Raw genomic sequence first — 21,896 nt, 5'->3', positions numbered from 1 at the left:
TCGCCAATATTTTTACATTGATGTTGCTTAATTTTCTTTACTACAGCTCGGTAAACGTTTTATTTCAGTCATTCGACTCAATCATTAACCCTATGATAAACAACGTTTTTTATTTTATATTGCAACTATTTTTTAAATATTCAGAAATTTATAGATTTTGAGCAAAAAAACATCGTAGTGGGTTTCATCATTTTTACAGCACAAAAATGATGACACACGCTTACCTGTCCGCGTCATTATCTGACCGAAATGTTATTATTTTAACAACTTCGTTACTCACTTTGCGCGACAAGCGTGTGAAACCTCCCTGCGATAGAAGACGAGCAAAATAACTAACCCGATTAAGATATAAGTAATGTTTATGCGAAAATGTCTTATACGAACAACGAATTCCCGTTATACGCTCAAACCTTGCTGGCATTTCTCCCGCCAGGGCTTCACTTCAACGTCCGCTGTCGATCCTTTACCAACCCATTTTAGGTAGAAAAGCCGCTGATTTTATCTGGCTAATGATAGTTATTATCAACATCAGCATGCTGAATGGTGTCAGCATAAAGAAAGTCTGATATTGATCACAAAAAAGGCACCCACAAATAGGTATGCTCATCTCATACTGTAGCAGGCACGTAAATCCTCTTAATTTTGATGTATTTTCAAAATAATATTTCAAAATTTTACGATGTCGGCGGTTACAGTATTTTAAAAAGCAGAAATCGCGCCACAACGGCGGCTGACGAGCTCTTTGAGTCAATGAATGCGAAATAGGCAGAAAAGAATAGCCAGGTAACGGAAACGCCCCTCACTCGTTTATCTATACTGTTCTATTCGGCGAACAATTGACTGAAAGAGTTTAACATTTATCAGGAGAGCATTATGGCCGTAACCAACGTTGCTGAACTTAACGCACTGGTCGAAAGAGTGAGAAAGGCACAGCAGGAATTCGCCACTTACACTCAGGAACAGGTAGACAAGATCTTCCGCGCTGCCGCACTCGCTGCATCGGATGCCCGTATCCCGCTGGCAAAAATGGCGGTTGCTGAATCCGGCATGGGGATCGTTGAAGATAAAGTCATCAAAAACCATTTCGCATCTGAATACATTTATAACGCCTATCAGGATGAAAAAACCTGCGGCATCCTCTCTACTGATGACACTTTTGGTACGATTACCATTGCAGAGCCGATTGGCCTGATTTGCGGTATTGTTCCCACCACCAACCCCACTTCTACCGCGATTTTTAAAGCGCTGATCAGCCTGAAGACCCGTAACGGGATTATCTTCTCCCCGCATCCGCGTGCAAAAAATGCGACCAACAAAGCCGCAGACATTGTTCTGCAAGCGGCAATTGCGGCAGGTGCGCCGAAAGACATTATCGGCTGGATCGATCAGCCTTCCGTTGAGCTGTCCAACCAGTTGATGCACCATCCGGATATCAACCTGATTCTGGCCACCGGTGGCCCAGGTATGGTGAAGGCCGCGTACAGTTCCGGTAAACCAGCAATCGGCGTCGGTGCCGGTAACACACCTGTTGTCGTTGATGAAACCGCAGACATCAAACGTGCCGTTGCCTCTATTCTGATGTCGAAAACCTTCGATAACGGCGTCATTTGTGCGTCAGAACAGTCAGTTATCGTCGTGGACAGCATCTATGACGCCGTGCGTGAGCGTTTCGCTACCCACGGCGGCTACATGCTGAAAGGCAAAGAGCTGCATGCCGTACAGGGTATTTTGCTGAAGAACGGTTCACTGAATGCCGGCATCGTAGGCCAACCCGCACCGAAGATCGCAGAAATGGCAGGCATCACCGTCCCTGCTAACACCAAAGTGCTGATCGGTGAGGTCACTGCGGTCGATGAGTCCGAGCCGTTTGCTCATGAAAAACTGTCGCCGACACTGGCGATGTACCGTGCGAAAGACTTCAACGACGCCGTCATTAAAGCGGAAAAACTGGTCGCAATGGGTGGCATCGGTCACACATCCTGCCTGTATACCGATCAGGACAATCAGCCAGAACGCGTGAATCATTTCGGTAATATGATGAAAACCGCACGTATCCTGATTAACACCCCTGCGTCTCAAGGCGGTATCGGCGATCTCTACAACTTCAAACTCGCTCCGTCTCTGACGCTGGGCTGTGGCTCCTGGGGCGGAAACTCTATCTCCGAAAACGTCGGTCCGAAGCACTTGATCAACAAGAAAACGGTAGCCAAGCGAGCAGAGAATATGTTGTGGCATAAACTTCCCAAATCCATTTATTTCCGTCGCGGTTCACTGCCCATCGCCCTTGAAGAAGTCGCCTCCGATGGTGCTAAACGTGCATTTATCGTGACCGACCGCTTCCTGTTCAACAATGGCTATGTCGATCAGGTGACGTCCGTATTGAAACAGCACGGGCTGGAAACCGAAGTCTTCTTTGAAGTTGAAGCTGACCCTACGCTGAGCATCGTGCGTAAAGGCGCTGAGCAAATGCACTCCTTCAAACCGGATGTGATTATTGCGCTGGGTGGCGGTTCGCCAATGGATGCGGCGAAAATCATGTGGGTGATGTATGAACACCCCACAACACACTTCGAAGAGCTGGCGCTGCGTTTCATGGACATCCGCAAACGTATCTACAAGTTCCCGAAAATGGGCGTCAAAGCCAAAATGGTGGCGATTACCACGACCTCAGGGACCGGTTCTGAAGTGACACCATTTGCCGTCGTCACCGACGATGCTACCGGGCAAAAATACCCATTAGCGGACTATGCGCTGACGCCAGATATGGCAATTGTTGATGCCAATCTGGTGATGAATATGCCGAAATCACTCTGTGCGTTTGGTGGGCTCGATGCGGTAACACACTCACTGGAAGCCTATGTTTCCGTGCTGGCAAACGAATATTCAGACGGACAGGCCTTGCAAGCGCTGAAACTGCTGAAAGAGAACCTGCCAGATAGCTACCGCGATGGCGCGAAAAACCCAGTGGCCCGTGAGCGCGTACATAACGCCGCGACGATTGCCGGTATTGCGTTTGCCAACGCCTTCCTCGGCGTCTGTCACTCCATGGCGCATAAACTGGGCTCGGAGTTCCATATCCCGCACGGCCTGGCTAACGCCCTGCTGATCTCAAACGTCATTCGCTATAACGCGAACGACAACCCGACCAAGCAGACGACGTTCAGCCAGTATGACCGTCCACAGGCACGCCGTCGCTACGCGGAAATAGCCGACCATCTGCGTTTAACCGCGCCAAGCGATCGTACCGCGCAGAAAATCGAGAAATTGTTGAACTGGCTGGAAGACATGAAGACCGAGCTGGGGATCCCAACCTCGATTCGTGAAATAGGCGTACAGGAAGCCGACTTCCTGGCGAAGGTAGATAAACTGTCAGAAGATGCATTCGACGATCAGTGTACTGGGGCTAACCCACGCTACCCACTGATTTCCGAACTGAAACAGATTCTGCTGGATACTTACTATGGTCGTAAGTTCTCAGAAGAGGCAAAAACAGAAGCGGTTGAACCTGTGGCAAAAGCCGCTAAAACCGGTAAGAAAGCCGCACATTAACGTGCTGTCTGTACCGCCTTTAGGCTAAGGCGGTGTGTCTCTCTGCTCTGCCCAACCCGTTTAGGGTTGGGCATTTTTATTCCTCACGCACGCATTAACACGCTATTTATTAATTGCTCGTCAGCCGGATATTTAACCGCCTTACTCGCTTTCCTTACGGGTTAATCCCAGCGCAATCTTATAATGTTTACGACACACGGAAACATAGCTCTCGTTGCCGCCAATAACGACCTGTTCCCCTTCGTGGACAGCATTACCTTGCGCATCTAATCGCAATACGCAGTTGGCTTTACGGCCGCAATGGCAGACTGTTTTTAACTCAATCAGCTTATCTGCCCACGCTAATAAATGGTGACTCCCGGAAAACAAATCGCCACGAAAATCAGTACGCAACCCGTAGCACAATACCGGGATATCTAATTGGTCCACGACATCGGAAAGCTCACTCACCTGCTCGCGGGTTAAAAATTGACATTCGTCAATTAATACACAATCTACAGGTTGAGCACGATGCTCTTTCTCCAGCAATCCAAATAAGGATGTCTGCGGATTAAACAATAATGCCGGAGAAGAAAGGCCGATCCGTGAACTTACAATCCCCACACCATGCCGATTATCTATTTCTGCAGTGAACACCAGCGTACGCATCCCGCGCTCCTGGTAGTTATATGACGACTGCAATAGCGCCGTCGATTTCCCTGCATTCATTGCAGAATAATAAAAATAAAGTTGAGCCACTCGGTTACTCCAAAAGGCAGGGTATATGATCTTCGTGTCGTAAAAACTTATTGTAACAACTCGCCTTCACGCTACGCAATGGGCTATTCCCCGACCACATTTTGTCCATATGCCCACCAGCGGCGGCCTGTTACGATAAAAGATATAAACATTCCTTATAACAACGGTGCAGCATCAATAAGCCATTCTCTGTCGTTTGAGGGAGAAAAGCGGCATACCAAATGTATTTTTTTGATAACAGGAAAGTATTTATATTTATGTAACATACGATGTGAGTTCTGTTTTAAAAATGATGTTTTTTAACAAACTTACAAATTTGACTATTGCAGAAAGGAAAATAGCACTCTATTATCACTCTACACGCCACCAATAATATTAATTTGAGATTATCACAATGAGCGAAGCACTAAAGATTCTTAACAACATCCGTACTCTGCGTGCCCAGGCAAGAGAATGTACCCTGGATACTTTGGAAGAAATGCTGGAAAAACTGGAAGTCGTGGTTAATGAACGCCGCGAAGAAGATAGCCAGGTTCAAGCTGAAGTTGAAGAACGTGCACGTAAATTGCAGCAATATCGCGATATGCTGATTGCCGACGGTATTGACCCTAACGAATTATTACAATCTTCAGGTTCAGTGAAAGTTGCAGGTAAAAGCAAACGCGCTGCCCGTCCGGCAAAATATCAATACACTGACGAAAACGGCGAAGTTAAAACCTGGACTGGCCAGGGTCGTACACCGGCAGTAATCAAGAAAGCAATCGAAGAGCAAGGTAAATCTTTAGACGATTTCCTGCTGTAATTGTTTATAAGTACTGAATACTAAAAACCCCCGATAGCTATCGGGGGTTTTTCTTTGGCACCGCGTTTTGCAAATGCAAAGAGAAAACAGATATGCGGCGTTTTTAGCTGCTCTCTGCTTTTGTAAAACAGAGAGCAATCATTACATTCTGTTATTTTTCTTCTGCTTCAATCGTTTCCTGCAACCATTGCGCAAATTCCTGACCTAAACCGTCATGGCGCAAACCATATTCAACGAATGCCTGCATATAGCCTAATTTATTACCACAGTCATGGCTTACACCTTTCAGGTGATACGCTTCTACCGTTTCTTTTTCCATCAGCATTGCGATGGCATCAGTTAACTGGATTTCATTGCCTGCACCCGGTGGCGTTTTCTCCAACAGAGACCAAATATCCGCAGAGAGTACATAACGGCCAACAACGGCTAAATTAGACGGCGCTTCGGAAGCTTTCGGTTTTTCAACCACACCGACCATCGGTGCGCTATCCCCTGCTTTTAATTCCACGCCTTTACAATCGACCACACCATAGCTACTTACATTTTCAACTGGCTCGACCATAATCTGGCTGTGGCCTGTAGTAGAAAAACGTTGCAACATTTCGCTCAGGTTATCTTTCTTCAGATCGGACGCATATTCATCAATAATCACATCTGGCAGAATAACCGCGACAGGCTCATCACCCACTAACGGGTGCGCGCACAATACTGCATGGCCCAGCCCTTTAGCTAATCCCTGACGCACTTGCATAATGGTGACGTGTTTAGGACAGATAGATTGGACTTCTTCCAGTAACTGACGTTTAACACGTTTTTCCAGAATGGCTTCCAGCTCAAAACTGGTATCGAAATGGTTCTCGATAGAATTCTTAGAAGAGTGTGTAACAAGAATAATTTCATTAATCCCTGCAGCGATACACTCATTAACAACATATTGGATCAGCGGTTTATCTACCAACGGCAGCATTTCTTTAGGAATGGCTTTGGTGGCAGGCAGCATACGCGTCCCTAATCCAGCAACTGGTATGACCGCTTTTTTTACTTTTTTATTCACAATAGACATAAACAGCCTCTTATATACCGTTCAAATAATGAACTTTATTTATCTACTCAAGATAACCGAAAGAGTATAACGACTTTAACAAGAGCACGCTTGTCCCAACATTACTGTGCAATGAAAATAAGATAACTCCCTACATGGTAGGAAATAAAAAATAATACCGAAAGAGGGGTATGGCCTGAAATCCGCACCGTCTTGCGCTATCAGACTATTCTGTCGTCAACATGAGCCGTAAACGCCCCCCCATATCTGACATTGCCATGCCTCGCACTGATAATTCAACTGGTTGAGATAAGCACCTTCAAGCGTGCCTAAAGGCACACCGCTATTCAGTGCGATTTGCTGTTCGTTAACATTCAGCGTCGCGTTTAACCCGGCAGAAATCAGTATCAGCTGTTTTAGCTGTCGATGGTAATACCCCACCAACAAAGGAAAACGACCGTCCAGACTCGCTTGGCGTAGCAACTGATTTACCTGCTTTAATAGCGTCGGTAGATACGGCAAACGGTGCTGCTGATCGGCCAAATGCTCCTGAAGCAGCCCATTGAACAACGTTCGAAGCAGTAGCGCGGCCAGCGTCCCATTGTTATTGACGCCCTGAGTGACATCAAGGCAGTAAAACGCCAGTTCCGCCTCCGACAGCGCGGCAATATCCAACACCAGCCCCGGCTGTTCCGCCGTGGTTAACTGGCGGTAATTAACACGGCAATGAGCCAGCGTTTGCTGAACGGGGGGCTGTAGCTGGGCAAGCAGCTTGGTTACCGCTTCAGGAGATTGATTGAGGGAATCCATGTCCTGCATCAGTTGATCCATTTCATTCAACTGTGAAGTGAACATATCGGGATACAGGCAGGACATAACGGCTTCACGCAAGCGCGCATAATCACGAATCGGCTTCAGCAATACATCCTGAACGCCAAGACGCAAGACTTTGGCAATATCCGCCATCTGGCTGGTTGCAGAAATGATGAGTATTGGCGTATCGTTGCCCTTCAAACGTAGGCGTTCAAGGAACTCAATGCCCCCCATCGTCGGCATCTTCAGATCGCAAATCATTAAATCGGGTTGGTAGTGTTCAAGAATACGTAGTGCATCTAATCCATTAATCGCCTCCTGAACGGAAGCCCCAAGAGAAGTCAGATAACCAGCGAGCACAGATCGAAAAACGGCCTCGTCATCAATGACTAAAATATGCTTACCCGCCAGTGGTTGTTCCATCAGTACCCCTTACTTCAAACACCGAATAATCACACCTGCTTTAGCGCCGACATGCCGGATAGACGACATACTTACGCATTTCTAACGACATGTGTTTAGGCTACATGCGTTCTTAACTGCACACGCTCTCAACAACATGCGCCCTTCACACCCACTGTTCTTAATTACGATTCTGTCGCTAGTGGCAACAACTCATCACGCATCTTTTCTACCGCCTTATAACCGGCCTCAATCGCTTCCTGCGCCCGATGAAAATCTAACGTCGCGATCTGAGGGCAATACGGTTGCAGCAGCACATCAGGCGGATCGCCTGCCATCCGCGTCATCTTCAACCGATTTTCCAGAATCTGGATCGATGTGCTCATGATCTCCATCGCCGTTGGTGAACTCTCTGTTGGCTGACGCCGACTTCGCAGTAAACGCTCACGAATTCTGCTACGCCAATCTTGCGAGACATTTTCGGCATCAATGTCTGACGCCGTTGGTTTGATCGATAGCAAATCCTGATGATTCAGACTGGCGTCATGCTGAAGATCAACCGCAATCACAATATCAGCCCCCATTGCCCGTGCCAGAGAAACGGGGACAGGATTAACCACCGCGCCATCCACCAGCCAGTAATCGTTAAATCGAACGGGGGATAGCAGACCAGGCATGCTGCAAGACGCGCGCATAGCCTGATGTAAATCGCCTTCTGTCAGCCAGAGCTCACGCCCTGTACTCAAGTTTGTCGTCACCACGCCATATTTGATGTCACAGTCTTCAATCTGTGTTGTCGGGAGCAAATGCTTCACGCTATTGAAGACACGATCGCCACGCAATAAGCTACCGCGCTGCCAGGAGAGATCCATCAGTCGAATCACGTCCCAGTAACCAAACGCCCTCACCCAGCGATCTATTGAAACTAAATTGTTGGTGGCATACGCCGCGCCTACCAGCGCACCAATAGAACAACCGGCTACAACGTCAACTGCTATCCCCATTTCTGTTAACGCATTAAACACACCAATATGCGCCCATCCCTTCGCTGCCCCGGATCCCAAGGCTACTCCAATCTTTTTCCGTTGCATGATCGAACCACCCGTCTTCATTTTAGCGCACATTGCTACACGTAGAGCTTCTTAGGTAACATATCGGCATCCTGCATAGGGATCTGTTTATTATCTATCAGTTTTTATCTTAAACTTTCTTCAGGAGACGTCGTGTCAGAATCTTGCCCCTGTTGCAGTGGATTGCAGTATAACGCATGCTGTCAACCCTATCTCACGCATGCCGCAACAGCGGCTGAACCCGCCATCTTAATGCGATCGCGCTATACCGCCTACGTCAAACAGGATGTGGATTACCTTATCGCCACCTGGCACCCCGATCTCCAACCCGAGAAATGGCGCGCGTCTCTCACTGAAAGCTGCCAAAATTCGCAGTGGCTTGGCCTTACTATACTGGCAACGTCACCCGGAAAAACGCCCGATGAAGGCTATGTGGAATTCGCCGCACGTTATATCTCGGAAACAGACAGCCAGCGAACAGAAGTAATGCGAGAGCGCTCACGCTTCCTTCGCCTGCATAATCACTGGTACTATATAGACGGCGTTCATGTGCAGACAGGCAGAAATGAACCTTGCCCGTGCGATTCCGGCAAAAAATACAAAAAGTGCTGCGGACAATAGAACACAGGCAGTCCCCGCGCGGCGTTATCGCTACGGTACCATAAGATCGTTATTTTAGTTTTTGGACAGGATCCACGCGCTCATGCAATCCCAAAATATACAAAGAAAAGTATTACGAACCATTTGCCCCGATGCAAAAGGGCTCATCGCGAAAATTACGAATATTTGTTACAAGCACGAACTGAATATTGTGCAAAACAATGAGTTTGTCGATCACCGCACTGGCCGCTTTTTCATGCGAACCGAGTTGGAAGGGATTTTCAACGACACCACATTGTTAGCCGACCTTGATAGTGCACTTCCCGAAGGATCGTCTCGCGAATTAACCGCAGCAGGCCGTCGTCGTATCGTCGTTCTGGTGACAAAAGAAGCCCACTGTCTGGGCGATCTGTTGATGAAAAGTACCTATGGCGGTCTGGATGTCGAAATTGCCGCTGTCATCGGCAACCACGATACCTTACAGACGCTGGTAGAACGGTTTGATATTCCTTTCCATCTGGTCAGCCATGAAGGATTGACTCGCGAAGAGCACGATCAAAAGATGATCGCGCAGATCGATCAGTACAAACCCGATTACGTCGTGCTGGCGAAATATATGCGAGTGCTGACGCCGGCGTTTGTTCAACACTACCCAAATCAGGTGATCAACATTCACCACTCGTTCTTACCTGCTTTTATCGGTGCTCGCCCGTATCATCAGGCTTACGAACGCGGTGTAAAAATCATTGGCGCGACGGCACACTACGTCAACGATAACCTGGATGAGGGTCCCATCATCATGCAGGACGTTATTCACGTCGACCATACTTACTCGGCAGATGACATGATGCGAGCAGGCCGTGACGTTGAGAAAAATGTCCTGAGCCGTGCATTATACCGCGTGCTGGCACAACGTGTTTTTGTCTACGGTAACCGCACCATTATTCTGTAATTGGTTGATCGGACATCTTTTTGTGTAAGGATGCGCCGAACGGAATAAAAAAACGGCAACCGCATTTATTTTTGATATATACCGCTTTACAGAGGCGCGTCATTTGCTATGATGCGCCCCACTTGAAGCGAAAGCCTCGAGTAGCAAGGCCAGTGGTGGGGTTCCCGAGCGGCCAAAGGGAGCAGACTGTAAATCTGCCGTCACAGACTTCGAAGGTTCGAATCCTTCCCCCACCACCATTTCAAAGTAGTTCTTCTGAACAACATTCCAACGCTAAAGCATCAGATTCCCATTAGGGGAAGGTGAGAACCTTCGACCAAGGTTCGACAAAACCGGCACGGTTTTGAGCAACGCGCAGCGTTATTTTCCCCACCGTCACTCACACCGATAATCAGCGCGACATAGACGATGGGGCAAAAATCTGCCTTACGCTTTTCCTTTCCAGCGCCCTGGAACATAAGAGAAAACGGGAAGTTGCCATGACCAGCGAATTGCCGCCAGACGCACGGCCAAACCAATAGTGAATGACGCCAGCAGGTTAATATCGTGGTTGACGTTAAGTGACTTGAGCCCCAAATATAAAAGCGCGACTAAAAGCGAGACGCTGGCGTACAACTCTTTCTTCAACACCATTGGTGTACGGTTGCAGAAAATATCACGCAATATTCCACCGAAAATGCCGGTCACGATACCCGCCATGACCACCACCGTCATCGAATAATTCAGCTTCAGCGCTACATTACAGCCAATGATGGTGAAGGCAATGAGCCCCATCGCATCCAGTACCAGAAAGAGGCGGTGCAAATGGTGCATAAAGCGCGCAACGATAATCGTAAAAAGACCCGCACCAATAGTGAGGTAGATATAGCCGGGATGCTGCGTCCAGCCGATGGGATAATTACCGAGAAGAATATCGCGAACGGTGCCACCACCAAGCGCGGTGATAAAAGCAATCATGCCTACGCCAAAAATGTCCATATTGCGACGCCCGGCGGCTAGCGCCCCGGACATCCCCTCTGCCGTAATCGCGATCAGATAGATGTAAGTCAGCACACAAGTTATCCTGTGAAATGTGCCACTCCCGCTGTCCGCTTTACCTGAGAGTTTACGCAGCCGTGCTGCTTGCCCCTTCGGTGGGTTGCATCGCAACCTCTCTCCAGTTGGCTTCAATGGAATTCGCAGTTAGGGTAGCCTGAGCGATTATGGGAGTTTGCGCCTTCGGCGGAGCGTTATATATACCCTAGGGTATACGCCCTCTCTCCTGCGAGGTGCGGAGTATAACGGTCGACAAGCCTTAGATTCAACTGAATATAAGTGAATCTTATTTTCACGGATGCTCATCTGCGTTAACCGCTTCTAACATCACGGCAATATCTTCATTCGCGCGTACCGAAAGCCCCTCCTCACCGTGACGCCATACCTCATTTTCTGCTACCATCTGGTCACATTTTTCAGCGAATGGCAGCGAACATGAAAGTTGTATCTTTTAATATCAATGGCCTGCGGGCGCGTCCTCATCAGTTGGCCGCCATTATCGAACAACATCAGCCGGATATCATCGGGTTGCAGGAAACCAAAGTCCACGATGACATGTTTCCGTTAGAGGATGTCAGCCAGTACGGTTACCACGTTTATTATCATGGGCAGAAGGGGCACTACGGCGTCGCCCTGCTGTGTAAAGCGCAGCCGATAGCGGTACGTCGCGGTTTTCCAACGGATGAAGAAGAGGCACAGCGCCGGATCATCATGGCGGATTTCGCCACGGAGCATGGCACCTTTACAATTGTTAACGGGTATTTTCCACAGGGAGAAAGCCGCGACCATCCGGTGAAATTCCCCGCTAAGACACGTTTCTATCAGGATCTGCAAACCTATCTGGAACAGCACCACAGCGCCACGCAACCGCTGATCGTAATGGGTGATGTCAATATCAGCCCGACCGATCTGGATATCGGGATTGGTGAGGAGAATCGCAAGCGTTGGCTACGCACCGGGAAATGCTCTTTCCTGCCGGAAGAGCGTGAATGGATGGCGCGTTTGCAAGGCTGGGGGCTTATTGACACCTTCCGTGCCGCCAACCCCGAGAGCAACGATCGTTTCTCATGGTTTGATTACCGCTCAGCCGGGTTTGATGACAACCGCGGCCTGCGTATCGACCTGATTCTCGCCAGCACGTTCCTGGCCGAACGCTGCGTTGCTACCGGTATTGATTACGACATTCGGGGAATGGAAAAACCATCCGACCATGCGCCAATTTGGGCACAATTTGCGCTGTAGGAATAGATCGCGCTGTAGAGAGAATACGTTGTAAAGACAGTGCGTAGTAAAAAATAGTAACCTGGTAAAAATAGTACCTGGTAAAAATAATACGCGATAAAAATGCTATCCCCGCCGTGCATCAAAGCACAGCGGGGATGAAAAGCAGCGGAAGCAGTAAACGTCATACTTCCTTAACGCGCCGTTATTGCTTAATCAACTGCCATATCAGGTTATTCGTTCCCAACGTTTGCTTGTCCCGCACGCATTGCAGAATCACACCTTCGACCTTCAGCACCGCGCCTTCGGAATAGTTCCGATTTTCATACACACAGCAGCGCAGGCAGTTGTTACTTTGCTCACGCACCGTCGTCCCGGCACCCCACACTTCCGGTGGTACGGGAACGACAATATCCGTCCCGCCACGATTCGCCTGCGCCAGCGTGGGCAGCACCAGCATCACACTGGCGAAACACAAAGACACTAACGATTTCATTGCTCCTGCTCCTTCGCTTTTTTAGTCTGAGGCTTGCGCCGTTTTGTGGCACCCGACGGCGGCGCGGAAAGTCCTTTAAACGCTCTCACCGCGCCGTTTTGTTTAGCCTGCTGAATCAACGCCTGCAAGGAATGAGTCAGTGGCTGCATAAAATCCTGATAGCGACATTTCTTCTCGCTGATTTGCGTCAACGTGGCTTCCCAATGCGCTGTCATGTCGGGGTGTGCCGCGCTGGCAGGCAGCGAGTGAATCAACGCCCGCCCCGCTTCGCTTGCGTGAATATAGCGCGCTTTCTTAAACAGAAACGCCCGTTTAAACAGTAATTCGATGATACCTGCCCGCGTAGCCTCCGTCCCTAAACCATCGGTCGCCCGCAGAATTTTCTTCAGTTCCTTGTCCTGCACAAAACGCGCGATACCCGTCATCGCCGATAGCAGCGTCGCATCGGTAAACGGTCGTGGTGGCTGGGTTTGACGCTCAACCACCTCACCGCGTTCACACAGTAATTCATCACCTTTGGCCACCACGGGCAACGGCATGCCTTCGTTTTCTTCGTCACGTTCTTTACCACCCAGCAGCGTGCGCCACCCGGCTTCGGCCAGAAACCGCGCTTTGGCAATAAATTTGCCCCCCGCGATATCCAGTTCAATGACACACTTACGAAACACGGCATCTGGGCAGAATTGCATAATGTACTGCCGCGCGACCAAACCATACACTTTGCGCTCATTCTCCGTCAGCGAGGCGCTGGCGCTGCGGGCGGTGGGAATAATCGCGTGGTGAGCATCGACCTTACCGTCATCCCAGCAGCGGTTACGTCGATCCACATCCATCACTGGCTGTGGCAGCAGATCGGGTTGATGTACGGATATCGCATTCAAGACAGCATGACGCCCGGCAAAATGCTCCTCGGGCAGATAGCGGCAGTCAGAACGCGGGTAGGTGATCAGCTTATGCGTTTCATAGAGCTTCTGACACACGTCCAATACATGCTGCGCGCTGAGCCCAAAACGCTTTGCGGCCTCAATTTGTAGCGTCGACAACGAATAAGGCAGCGGTGCCGTTTCCGATTCCCGTTTATCATTATAGCTGGTGACAAACGCAGGCTGGCCTTCGATACGTTTGACGACATGTTCCGCCAAAGAACGGTGCAATAAGCGCCCTTCTTCATCCTGATACGGCTCACAGGATTCGCTGGGCTGCCAAAGCGCGACAAAGCGCTCATCCGCAGGCGTCACAATGTGGGCTTTCACTTCAAAGTAGTCTTTGGGGACGAAATTTTCTATCTCTTCATCCCGCCGCACCACCAGCCCCAGCACCGGCGTTTGCACACGGCCAACCGACAGCACGCCGTCATAGCCGGCATTGCGTCCTAATATCGTATAGGCGCGGGTCATGTTAATGCCGTAGAGCCAATCCGCCCGGGAACGCGCGAGGGCAGAAACACATAGGGGAATAAATTCCCTGTTCTCGCGCAGGCGAGAAACGGCACGCTCTACCGCCTGTGGGTTGAGGTCGTTAATCAGACAGCGGCGTACTTGCTGACGTTTCTCTTCCGGCAGCGCCAGATATTCCAGCACCTCATCCACCAGCAGTTGCCCTTCACGATCGGGGTCTCCCGCGTGAATCACTTCGCTGGCATCATTCAGGAGCTTTTTAATAGTGTTCAACTGCTTGCTAACCGAAGGACGCGGTTGCAGCAACCATTTTTGAGGGATGATAGGTAAATCGGCAAGCGACCACCGTGCGTAGCGCGCATCATAAACATCTGGCTGCGCCTGCTCCAGCAGGTGCCCCACGCACCACGTCACGACATCATTCTGACCGCAGGCAATAAAGCCATCGCCGCGTCGATGCGGTTTGGGTAGCACATCTGCAATCGCCCGCGCCAGGCTGGGCTTTTCGGCAATAAAAAGTCGCATTATTCACCCTATCGCACACAGTCTGTGCATTTCCCGCGTCATTCGCGGGAAAGCACACGGTAAAACGGGTGGGAAGTCGATATTCTTCAAAAGATGACGATCAGAAGTAGTGAACAAACGTGTCGGTATCAAGCGGCGTGACTGTCGTTGAGGCTTTGAGCTGCGGTGTCCCTAAATAGAGGAAACCGACAATTTCATCCTGTTCACGACAGTTGAACGCTTCACGCACCAGCGCATTGTGCGTCCAGGCACCGCTACGCCAAATACCGTTAAAGCCCTGTGCCAATGCTGCCATCTGCATGGCCTGAACCGCACAACCTGCGGAGACAATTTGCTCCCAAAGCGGAACTTTCGGGTTCTCTTCGCAATGCGCGACAACGGTGATAATCAGCGGAGCGCGATAAGGTGCCTGACGCGCCTTATCGATACCGGCGTCGTCCAAGCCTTCCTGCTGCGCCGCACGGGTCAGCAGCGCACTAAAACGATCCAGTCCGTCATTTTCGATCATAAAAAAGCGCCACGGCTGCATAGCACCATGATCCGGCGCACGCATACCCGCGTGGATGATGTTATTCAACGCGTCACCCGTCGGTGCTGGCGCGGTCAGGCGCGAGGCCGAACGACGATTCAAGAGCAATTCAAGAGCATCCATCGCACATCTCCTGTCTGGCAATATAATTTCTGCGATACACGCCATTTCTACGGTAGAAGCCACATTTACGCTAAAACGATGTTTACAGCAAAAACGCGGTCTACAGTAAAAGCGGTCTACAGTAAAAACAGTGGTACGGCAACGTTGCGCGCCACGTTAGCACAAGTAGAAGTTTTGTTACAAGATAGCCCCGACAGGGCGCGCTTCTGCGGCGATTTAATACTGACTTTTTACTGTCTGCTCATTAGGATACTATCACTCCTTGTGCTTCATCACTTGCCAGAGGCGAGCTGAAGGACGTAGAGCACACGTTGTTTACCCGTTCATGGAGATATCATGCGCACATTGTGGCGAATTTTTAGCGGATTTTTTAAGTGGACGTGGCGTCTGCTTAATTTTATCAGAGAATTTATTCTCAATATTTTTCTTATCGCCTTGATTCTGGTTGGCGTTGGAATCTACTCACAGGTAAAAACAACACCGGAAGTGGCCACCAAGGGTGCGCTGCTGGTCGATCTAACCGGCGTGGTCGTTGATCAACCCACCGTTAATAACAAATTGCGTCAATTAGGGCGCGAATTCTTCGGTGCATCAAACAACCGTCGTCAGGAAAACTCACTGTTCGATATCGTTGACAGTATTCGTCAGGCAAAGAGCGACGATAACATCACGGGAATGGTGCTGGATCTCAGCGACTTTACCGGTGCCGACCAGCCATCCCTGCAATATATCGGCAAGGCGCTGCGTGAATTCCGTGATAGCGGTAAACCCATTTATGCCGTCGGCGATAGCTACAATCAGTCTCAATATTATTTGGCCAGTTTTGCCAATACGGTGTCGTTGACGCCACAAGGCAGTGTCGATCTGCACGGTTTTGCGACCAACAATCTCTACTTCAAATCCATGCTCGACAAGCTGAAAGTGACCACCAATATCTTCCGTGTGGGAACCTATAAATCAGCCGTTGAACCCTATCTGCGTGACGATATGTCTCCTGCTGCGCGCGATGCCGATGGCCGCTGGATCAACGCGCTGTGGCAGCAGTATTTAAATACCGTTTCCGCTAACCGTCAGATTACACCTCAGCAGCTTTTCCCTGGTGCAGCAGGCATCATTGCGGGCTTGCAGGCCGTTCAGGGCGACACCGCACGCTATGCGTTGGATAACAAGCTGGTTGATGAAGTGGCATCACGTTCCGTGACCGAGCAATCGCTGGTTAAAGCATTCGGCTGGAATAGCCAGAAAAACAACTTTAACTTTATCAGCATCTACGACTACACCCTCAAACCGCCGGTGCAAAATAACAACCAGATTGCGGTTGTGTTTGCCAATGGCGCCATCATTGACGGGCCGGAAACACCGGGAATGGTCGGTGGCGATACCACAGCAGCACAAATTCGTGCCGCACGCCTCGATCCTAAAGTCAAAGCGCTGGTACTGCGCGTCAATAGCCCTGGCGGTAGCGTTACCGCGTCGGAGTTGATCCGCTCAGAACTGATGGCGCTTCGTCTGGCGGGCAAACCGATCGTGGTCTCCATGGGCGGCATGGCGGCATCAGGCGGCTACTGGATCTCAACGCCAGCAAACGCGATCATCTCCAGCGCCAGTACGCTGACAGGTTCTATCGGCATTTTTGGCGTGATTACCACGTTCGAAAACTCGCTGGAAAGCCTTGGCGTGCATACGGATGGCGTTGCCACTTCCCCGCTGGCCGATCTGTCGATTACAAAATCGCTGCCGCCTGAATTCTCGCAGATGATGCAGTTGAGTATTGAACGCGGCTATAAAAATTTCATCGATATCGTGGCACAGGCACGCAAGAAAACGCCGGAGCAAATCGATCAGATCGCGCAAGGTCACGTCTGGGTCGGTAGCGATGCGAAAGAAAATGGTCTTGTCGATCAGATCGGTGATTTTGATGATGCAGTGAAGAAAGCCGCAGAGCTGGCCAAACTGGGACAATACCAATTGAACTGGTATGCGGAACAACCTGGTCTGTTCGACACAATGCTGAATCAGGTGAACGCTTCCGTTTACGCCCTGCTGCCCGTTGCCGTTCAGTCTATGTTGCCGGCACCGGTCGCCCAGTTGGCAGAAGCTGTACGCTCACAACCGTCTATCATGAATAACCTAAACGACCCGCAGAACCGGTACGCATTTTGCCTCAACTGCGGAGAAGTCCGGTAGCGTTTACAGTAAGCGCACATATATACCCTAAATAATTCGGGTTGCGTGAAGGCGGCAACCGAACGACAAATCGGTCTTACCGATTTGAACAGCGCTAGCGCTGGCCCGAAGGGTGAGCTTCATTTATGAAGCTCATTAATCCCCAGGAGCTTACACAGGTAAGTGACTGGGGTGAGTAAGGACAAATCGGCTTAGCCGATTTGAACGCCGCTTGCGGCCGCCCTTCAGGGCGAGGCTCAGAAATGAGCCGAGTATTGCCAACGCACAAGCAGCTTGAAGTATGACGGGTATAGCCCGGTAATAGTCATTGCTTATGATAGTATTATCGGGCTGTTTTTCCCTCTATAATTTTTGGTTTACTCCTTACTCACACCACCATGCGAAAGAAATCCATTTATGTCGCCTACACGGGCGGCACCATCGGTATGCAGCGTTCTGCTAATGGCTATGTCCCGGTATCCGGTCATTTACAACAGCAGTTGGCAAACATGCCCGAATTCCATCGTGAAGAGATGCCATCGTTCACGATTCATGAATATGACCCGTTGATCGACTCCTCCGACATGACGCCAGCAGACTGGCAATCCATTGCGGACGATATTCAAGATCACTACGATGATTACGACGGTTTCGTGATTCTGCATGGTACTGACACGATGGCGTTCACCGCTTCTGCGCTCTCATTTATGCTGGAAAATCTGGCCAAGCCGGTTATCGTGACAGGGTCACAAATTCCATTGGCAGAATTACGCTCGGACGGCCAGACCAACCTGCTGAATGCGCTATACGTTGCGGCTAATCATCCGATTAATGAAGTCGCTCTCTTCTTCAATAACAAGCTGCTACGCGGCAATCGCACCACCAAAGCCCATGCGGATGGTTTTGATGCTTTCGCTTCCCCTAATTATCCGCCACTGCTGGAAGCCGGTATTCATATTCGTCGACTGGCGCCCACCGTGGAATGCAGCAACTGCCCACCGCTAAAAGTACATCACATAACGCCACAGCCTATCGGGGTGATTACGATTTACCCTGGCATTTCTGCCGATGTCATCAGTAATTTCCTCCGTCAGCCGGTAAAGGCGCTTATCCTGCGTTCCTACGGTGTTGGCAACGCGCCGCAAAGCCCCGGCCTGCTGCACGAATTACGCGAAGCCTCCGCACGCGGCATTGTGGTCGTCAATCTAACACAGTGCATTTCCGGTCGTGTGAACATGGGCGGCTATGCGACAGGTAATGCGCTGGCGCATGCAGGCGTGATCAGTGGCTTTGACATGACCGTTGAAGCTGCACTGACTAAACTGCATTATTTATTGAGCCAGCAGGACTTAAGCGCCGATGAAATTCGCCATTTGATGCAGCAGAACCTGCATGGGGAATTGAGCGATAAAGATTGAGTCAATCACGGAGTCGGTAATGAAAAAAGCATTGCTATTAGTTGATTTACAAAATGATTTTTGTCCCGGCGGCGCATTGGCCGTTAATGAAGGCGATCAGGTCATTGCGGTTGCCAACCGTGCGATTGAGGCCTGCGTGGCCGCTGGCGTTACCGTGATCGCCAGTCAGGATTGGCATCCCGAGAATCACGGCTGCTTTGCCGTTAATGCAAATACCAAGGTTGGAGAAATCGGCGAGTTAAACGGATGGCCGCAGATCTGGTGGCCGGTTCATTGCGTGCAGGGAACCGCTGGTGCTGATTTCCACCCCGCACTTAATCAGTCGGCCATTCAGTGGATCGTACAAAAAGGGACTCAGCCAGAGATCGATAGCTATAGCGCTTTTTTCGATAACGGGCATCGGGTAAAAACAGAATTGGATGACTGGCTACATGCCAACCATATCACCCATTTGACGATTCTTGGGCTGGCGACAGATTATTGCGTCAAGTTCAGCGTGTGGGATGCCATTGCGCTGGGTTATCACACCGAAATATTAGTGGATGGTTGTCGGGGCCTGAATCTTTTGCCCGACGACAGCGAATCTGCATTACGGGAAATGGTACAGCGCGGGGCGACACTGACGGATATGACGCAGTTCCTTGCTACACTGCCTTCCGCACACTAGTCAGCGTCACTGTCGCCCTGCATTACGGCAGCCGATGAGGCTGCCTGCTTACGCGTTAGGCGTCGGGCTTCAACGTAACAATAGCATCAGCGATGTTAAACTCGCGCTTCAGTTCCTGCTTACTCTTCATCACAATTTCGCCATTAGTGCCAATCGTCATGTGCTCAGCCTGTTCATTATGACGAGCCTGCCACATCATCACCATTTGCAGGCAGTTTTCTTTCTGTTCAGCCGTCAACGCGACACCGTCTGGCCATTTGCCCAGCTCTACCGCCGTGACTAACCGCTGGTAAATTTCTGGCGTCATCGCGTCGATCAGATCATTGAGTTCCATATCCGGTTTCTGCTCCGAAAAAGGTCAGCGTTATTCTTACTGAGTTCTGTTATTGACAGGGGCACTTGTATTTACAGGAACGTTTGCATTTACAGAAACGTTTGTATTTACAGGAATGCTTGATAGCTGAATCGTTTAAAGCTATGCAGTACCAGCCTGCCATGCCCTATTCATCTCACTCAGATTACCCGTCAACGCGCTCGCCATCAACGTCATCGATAAAGCTCAGCGAAGCAGAATTTACGCAATAGCGCTCGCCCGTGGTTTTCGGACCATCAGGGAAAACGTGCCCCAGATGCGCATCGCACTGCCCACAGCGGATCTCAATACGGCGCATATTGTGTGAATCATCTTCCAGATAGCGAATCGCTTCTGAGGAAACGGGCTGATCGAAGCTCGGCCAGCCACAGCCGGAGTCATATTTACTGTCGGAGTAAAACAGCGGAGCCTGACAGCACAAGCAGTGATAAACGCCGGTGCGCTTGTTATGCAGCAGTTTGCCTGAAAACGCGGGCTCTGTGCCGCGTTGCTGGGTGACATAGCGCTGCATCTCTGTCAGTTCAGTATTATCGGACGGGGTATGCGAAGCAGAGTCGTTAGTCATGGAAGTCTCACAGCGGGTGTTATCAATTCAATTAATCATTGATTATAACAAAAAATTAACAACCTAACAGGCCGTTCTGGCCTAATATTAGGAATGTTATCAGCATGAATATTTAATTGTGATGAGCATCACATATTGAGACAACGCAGGCTTTATATGATGCATTCCGCCCTCATATCAGTCTTAGATGTTACTTAGTTACAGGCTCGAGCGGTTTTTGCGCAAAGATTGGTCATAGGTTTGACTTACAGCAACTATTGACACGATTCCGCTTGACGCTCAGCAAGGTTTTTGTAATTTTACAACCAACCTTTTATTCACAAACCAATAGCTGGTGGAATATATGACTATCAAAGTAGGTATCAACGGTTTTGGCCGTATCGGCCGTATTGTTTTCCGCGCTGCACAAGAACGTTCTGACATCGAGATCGTTGCAATCAACGACCTGTTGGACGCTGATTACATGGCGTATATGCTGAAGTACGACTCAACTCATGGTCGTTTCAACGGCACCGTTGAAGTTAAAGATGGCCACCTGGTTGTTAACGGCAAAACCATTCGTGTTACCGCCGAGCGCGATCCTGCAAACCTGAAGTGGAACGAAGTTAACGTTGATGTCGTTGCTGAAGCAACTGGCCTGTTCCTGACTGACGAAACTGCACGTAAGCACATCGCTGCTGGTGCGAAGAAAGTCGTTCTGACTGGTCCATCTAAAGATGACACCCCAATGTTCGTTATGGGCGTAAACCACAAAGCTTACGCAGGTCAGGACATCGTTTCTAACGCCTCTTGCACCACTAACTGTCTGGCTCCGCTGGCAAAAGTTATCAACGACAACTTCGGTATCGTTGAAGCACTGATGACCACCGTTCACGCAACCACTGCAACGCAGAAAACCGTTGATGGCCCGTCTCACAAAGACTGGCGCGGCGGCCGCGGCGCAGCACAGAACATCATCCCATCTTCTACCGGTGCTGCTAAAGCAGTAGGTAAAGTTATTCCTGAGCTGAACGGCAAACTGACTGGTATGGCGTTCCGCGTTCCTACCCCTAACGTTTCTGTTGTTGACCTGACTGCACGTCTGGAAAAACCAGCTACTTACAAAGAAATCTGTGCAGCAATCAAATCTGCTTCTGAAGGCGAGCTGAAAGGCGTGCTGGGCTACACCGAAGACGAAGTGGTTTCTACCGATTTCAACGGCGAAAAACTGACTTCCGTATTTGATGCGAAAGCGGGTATCGCACTGAGCGATAACTTTGTGAAACTGGTTTCCTGGTACGACAACGAAACGGGTTACTCAAATAAAGTTCTGGATCTGATTGCTCACATTTCTAAATAAGTGTCAGCGATGATTCGGTGAAAAAAGGGCGACATGATGTCGCCCTTTTTTATTGTTACTTGCAGATTTCTTTT

The 21,896-nt window shown here is 49.8% G+C and carries 18 protein-coding genes, 1 tRNA gene, 1 pseudogene and 1 riboswitch; of the genes and pseudogenes, 10 read left to right on the top strand and 10 right to left on the bottom strand.

Annotation, left to right across the window (positions count from 1 at the left end; all coding sequences use genetic code 11):
* Window positions 1-873 precede the first annotated feature (873 nt).
* A complete protein-coding gene (adhE, locus tag LCF41_RS10850) occupies window positions 874-3,549 on the top strand; it encodes a bifunctional acetaldehyde-CoA/alcohol dehydrogenase (RefSeq protein WP_225088039.1) in 2,676 nt (891 codons plus the stop codon).
* 141 nt (window positions 3,550-3,690) lie between these two features.
* Here the strand turns inward: adhE and LCF41_RS10845 are convergent, their stop codons facing one another.
* Window positions 3,691-4,287, bottom strand: coding sequence for a thymidine kinase (locus LCF41_RS10845; protein ID WP_225088038.1), 597 nt, complete (start codon window positions 4,285-4,287; stop codon window positions 3,691-3,693).
* Window positions 4,288-4,681: 394 nt separating this feature from the next.
* On the opposite strand from LCF41_RS10845, the gene hns reads away from it, so the two are divergent.
* Window positions 4,682-5,089 carry a histone-like nucleoid-structuring protein H-NS gene (hns, locus tag LCF41_RS10840; protein ID WP_225088037.1) on the top strand — a complete coding sequence of 136 codons (408 nt, stop codon included), beginning with the start codon at window positions 4,682-4,684 and terminating at the stop codon, window positions 5,087-5,089.
* A gap of 151 nt (window positions 5,090-5,240) precedes the next feature.
* On the opposite strand, the gene galU is transcribed toward hns, so the two are convergent.
* The 3 genes and pseudogenes from galU to rssA all read right to left on the bottom strand — a co-directional run bounded on the left by galU (window position 5,241) and on the right by rssA (window position 8,437).
* Window positions 5,241-6,152, bottom strand: a complete 912-nt coding sequence (galU, locus tag LCF41_RS10835; protein ID WP_015840214.1) for a UTP--glucose-1-phosphate uridylyltransferase GalU — start codon at window positions 6,150-6,152, stop codon at window positions 5,241-5,243.
* 205 nt (window positions 6,153-6,357) lie between these two features.
* Window positions 6,358-7,367, bottom strand: a pseudogene (gene rssB / locus LCF41_RS10830) (two-component system response regulator RssB).
* Window positions 7,368-7,531: 164 nt separating this feature from the next.
* The gene (gene rssA / locus LCF41_RS10825) at window positions 7,532-8,437 is read right to left on the bottom strand and encodes a patatin-like phospholipase RssA (RefSeq protein ID WP_225088036.1); all 906 of its coding nucleotides are present in this window, start codon (window positions 8,435-8,437) and stop codon (window positions 7,532-7,534) included.
* 132 nt (window positions 8,438-8,569) lie between these two features.
* Between rssA and LCF41_RS10820 the strand changes: the two genes are divergently transcribed.
* The 3 genes from LCF41_RS10820 to LCF41_RS10810 all read left to right on the top strand — a co-directional run bounded on the left by LCF41_RS10820 (window position 8,570) and on the right by LCF41_RS10810 (window position 10,207).
* Entirely contained in the window at window positions 8,570-9,037 is a 468-nt protein-coding gene (locus LCF41_RS10820; RefSeq protein ID WP_225088035.1) for a YchJ family protein, read from the top strand.
* 82 nt (window positions 9,038-9,119) lie between these two features.
* Window positions 9,120-9,968 carry a formyltetrahydrofolate deformylase gene (purU, locus tag LCF41_RS10815; protein WP_225088034.1) on the top strand — a complete coding sequence of 283 codons (849 nt, stop codon included), beginning with the start codon at window positions 9,120-9,122 and terminating at the stop codon, window positions 9,966-9,968.
* 154 nt (window positions 9,969-10,122) lie between these two features.
* Window positions 10,123-10,207, top strand: a tRNA-Tyr gene (locus tag LCF41_RS10810).
* Between the two features lie 187 nt (window positions 10,208-10,394).
* Here the strand turns inward: LCF41_RS10810 and LCF41_RS10805 are convergent.
* Window positions 10,395-11,021 (bottom strand): trimeric intracellular cation channel family protein, encoded by a 627-nt coding sequence (locus tag LCF41_RS10805; RefSeq protein ID WP_225088033.1) that lies wholly within the window; start codon window positions 11,019-11,021, stop codon window positions 10,395-10,397.
* A gap of 21 nt (window positions 11,022-11,042) precedes the next feature.
* Window positions 11,043-11,138, bottom strand: a riboswitch (glycine riboswitch).
* A gap of 300 nt (window positions 11,139-11,438) precedes the next feature.
* On the opposite strand from LCF41_RS10805, the gene xthA reads away from it, so the two are divergent.
* Window positions 11,439-12,245 (top strand): exodeoxyribonuclease III, encoded by an 807-nt coding sequence (gene xthA, locus LCF41_RS10800; RefSeq protein ID WP_225088032.1) that lies wholly within the window; start codon window positions 11,439-11,441, stop codon window positions 12,243-12,245.
* A gap of 184 nt (window positions 12,246-12,429) precedes the next feature.
* Here xthA and LCF41_RS10795 read toward each other — a convergent pair whose 3' ends face one another.
* From LCF41_RS10795 to LCF41_RS10785, 3 genes are all read right to left on the bottom strand, one after another.
* Window positions 12,430-12,720 (bottom strand): YnjH family protein, encoded by a 291-nt coding sequence (locus LCF41_RS10795; RefSeq protein WP_225088031.1) that lies wholly within the window; start codon window positions 12,718-12,720, stop codon window positions 12,430-12,432.
* Window positions 12,717-14,642, bottom strand: a complete 1,926-nt coding sequence (locus LCF41_RS10790) for a DNA topoisomerase III (RefSeq protein WP_225088030.1) — start codon at window positions 14,640-14,642, stop codon at window positions 12,717-12,719. Before LCF41_RS10790 ends, LCF41_RS10795 begins: the two co-directional genes overlap by 4 nt.
* Before the next feature lie 100 nt (window positions 14,643-14,742).
* Window positions 14,743-15,294, bottom strand: a complete 552-nt coding sequence (locus tag LCF41_RS10785; protein WP_225088029.1) for an NAD(P)H nitroreductase — start codon at window positions 15,292-15,294, stop codon at window positions 14,743-14,745.
* Window positions 15,295-15,630: 336 nt separating this feature from the next.
* On the opposite strand from LCF41_RS10785, the gene sppA reads away from it, so the two are divergent.
* The 3 genes from sppA to pncA all read left to right on the top strand — a co-directional run bounded on the left by sppA (window position 15,631) and on the right by pncA (window position 19,545).
* Window positions 15,631-17,481, top strand: a complete 1,851-nt coding sequence (sppA, locus tag LCF41_RS10780) for a signal peptide peptidase SppA (RefSeq protein WP_225088028.1) — start codon at window positions 15,631-15,633, stop codon at window positions 17,479-17,481.
* 377 nt (window positions 17,482-17,858) lie between these two features.
* Complete coding sequence (gene ansA / locus LCF41_RS10775) at window positions 17,859-18,878, top strand: asparaginase (protein WP_225088027.1); 1,020 nt, start codon at window positions 17,859-17,861, stop codon at window positions 18,876-18,878.
* A gap of 19 nt (window positions 18,879-18,897) precedes the next feature.
* Entirely contained in the window at window positions 18,898-19,545 is a 648-nt protein-coding gene (pncA, locus tag LCF41_RS10770) for a bifunctional nicotinamidase/pyrazinamidase (protein ID WP_225088026.1), read from the top strand.
* A 55-nt stretch (window positions 19,546-19,600) separates the two neighbouring features.
* Here the strand turns inward: pncA and LCF41_RS10765 are convergent, their stop codons facing one another.
* Both LCF41_RS10765 and msrB read right to left on the bottom strand, forming a co-directional pair.
* Window positions 19,601-19,879 carry a YeaC family protein gene (locus tag LCF41_RS10765; protein ID WP_180741072.1) on the bottom strand — a complete coding sequence of 93 codons (279 nt, stop codon included), beginning with the start codon at window positions 19,877-19,879 and terminating at the stop codon, window positions 19,601-19,603.
* 184 nt (window positions 19,880-20,063) lie between these two features.
* A complete protein-coding gene (gene msrB / locus LCF41_RS10760) occupies window positions 20,064-20,483 on the bottom strand; it encodes a peptide-methionine (R)-S-oxide reductase MsrB (RefSeq protein WP_180741073.1) in 420 nt (139 codons plus the stop codon).
* A gap of 343 nt (window positions 20,484-20,826) precedes the next feature.
* Between msrB and gapA the strand changes: the two genes are divergently transcribed.
* Window positions 20,827-21,822 carry a glyceraldehyde-3-phosphate dehydrogenase gene (gene gapA / locus LCF41_RS10755; RefSeq protein ID WP_225088025.1) on the top strand — a complete coding sequence of 332 codons (996 nt, stop codon included), beginning with the start codon at window positions 20,827-20,829 and terminating at the stop codon, window positions 21,820-21,822.
* Window positions 21,823-21,896: the final 74 nt, after the last annotated feature.

This window comes from Pectobacterium colocasium, assembly GCF_020181655.1.
Lineage (GTDB): Bacteria > Pseudomonadota > Gammaproteobacteria > Enterobacterales > Enterobacteriaceae > Pectobacterium > Pectobacterium colocasium.
The sequence above is the reverse complement of the archived record's forward strand: the minus strand, read 5'-3'. Positions and strand labels throughout refer to the sequence as shown.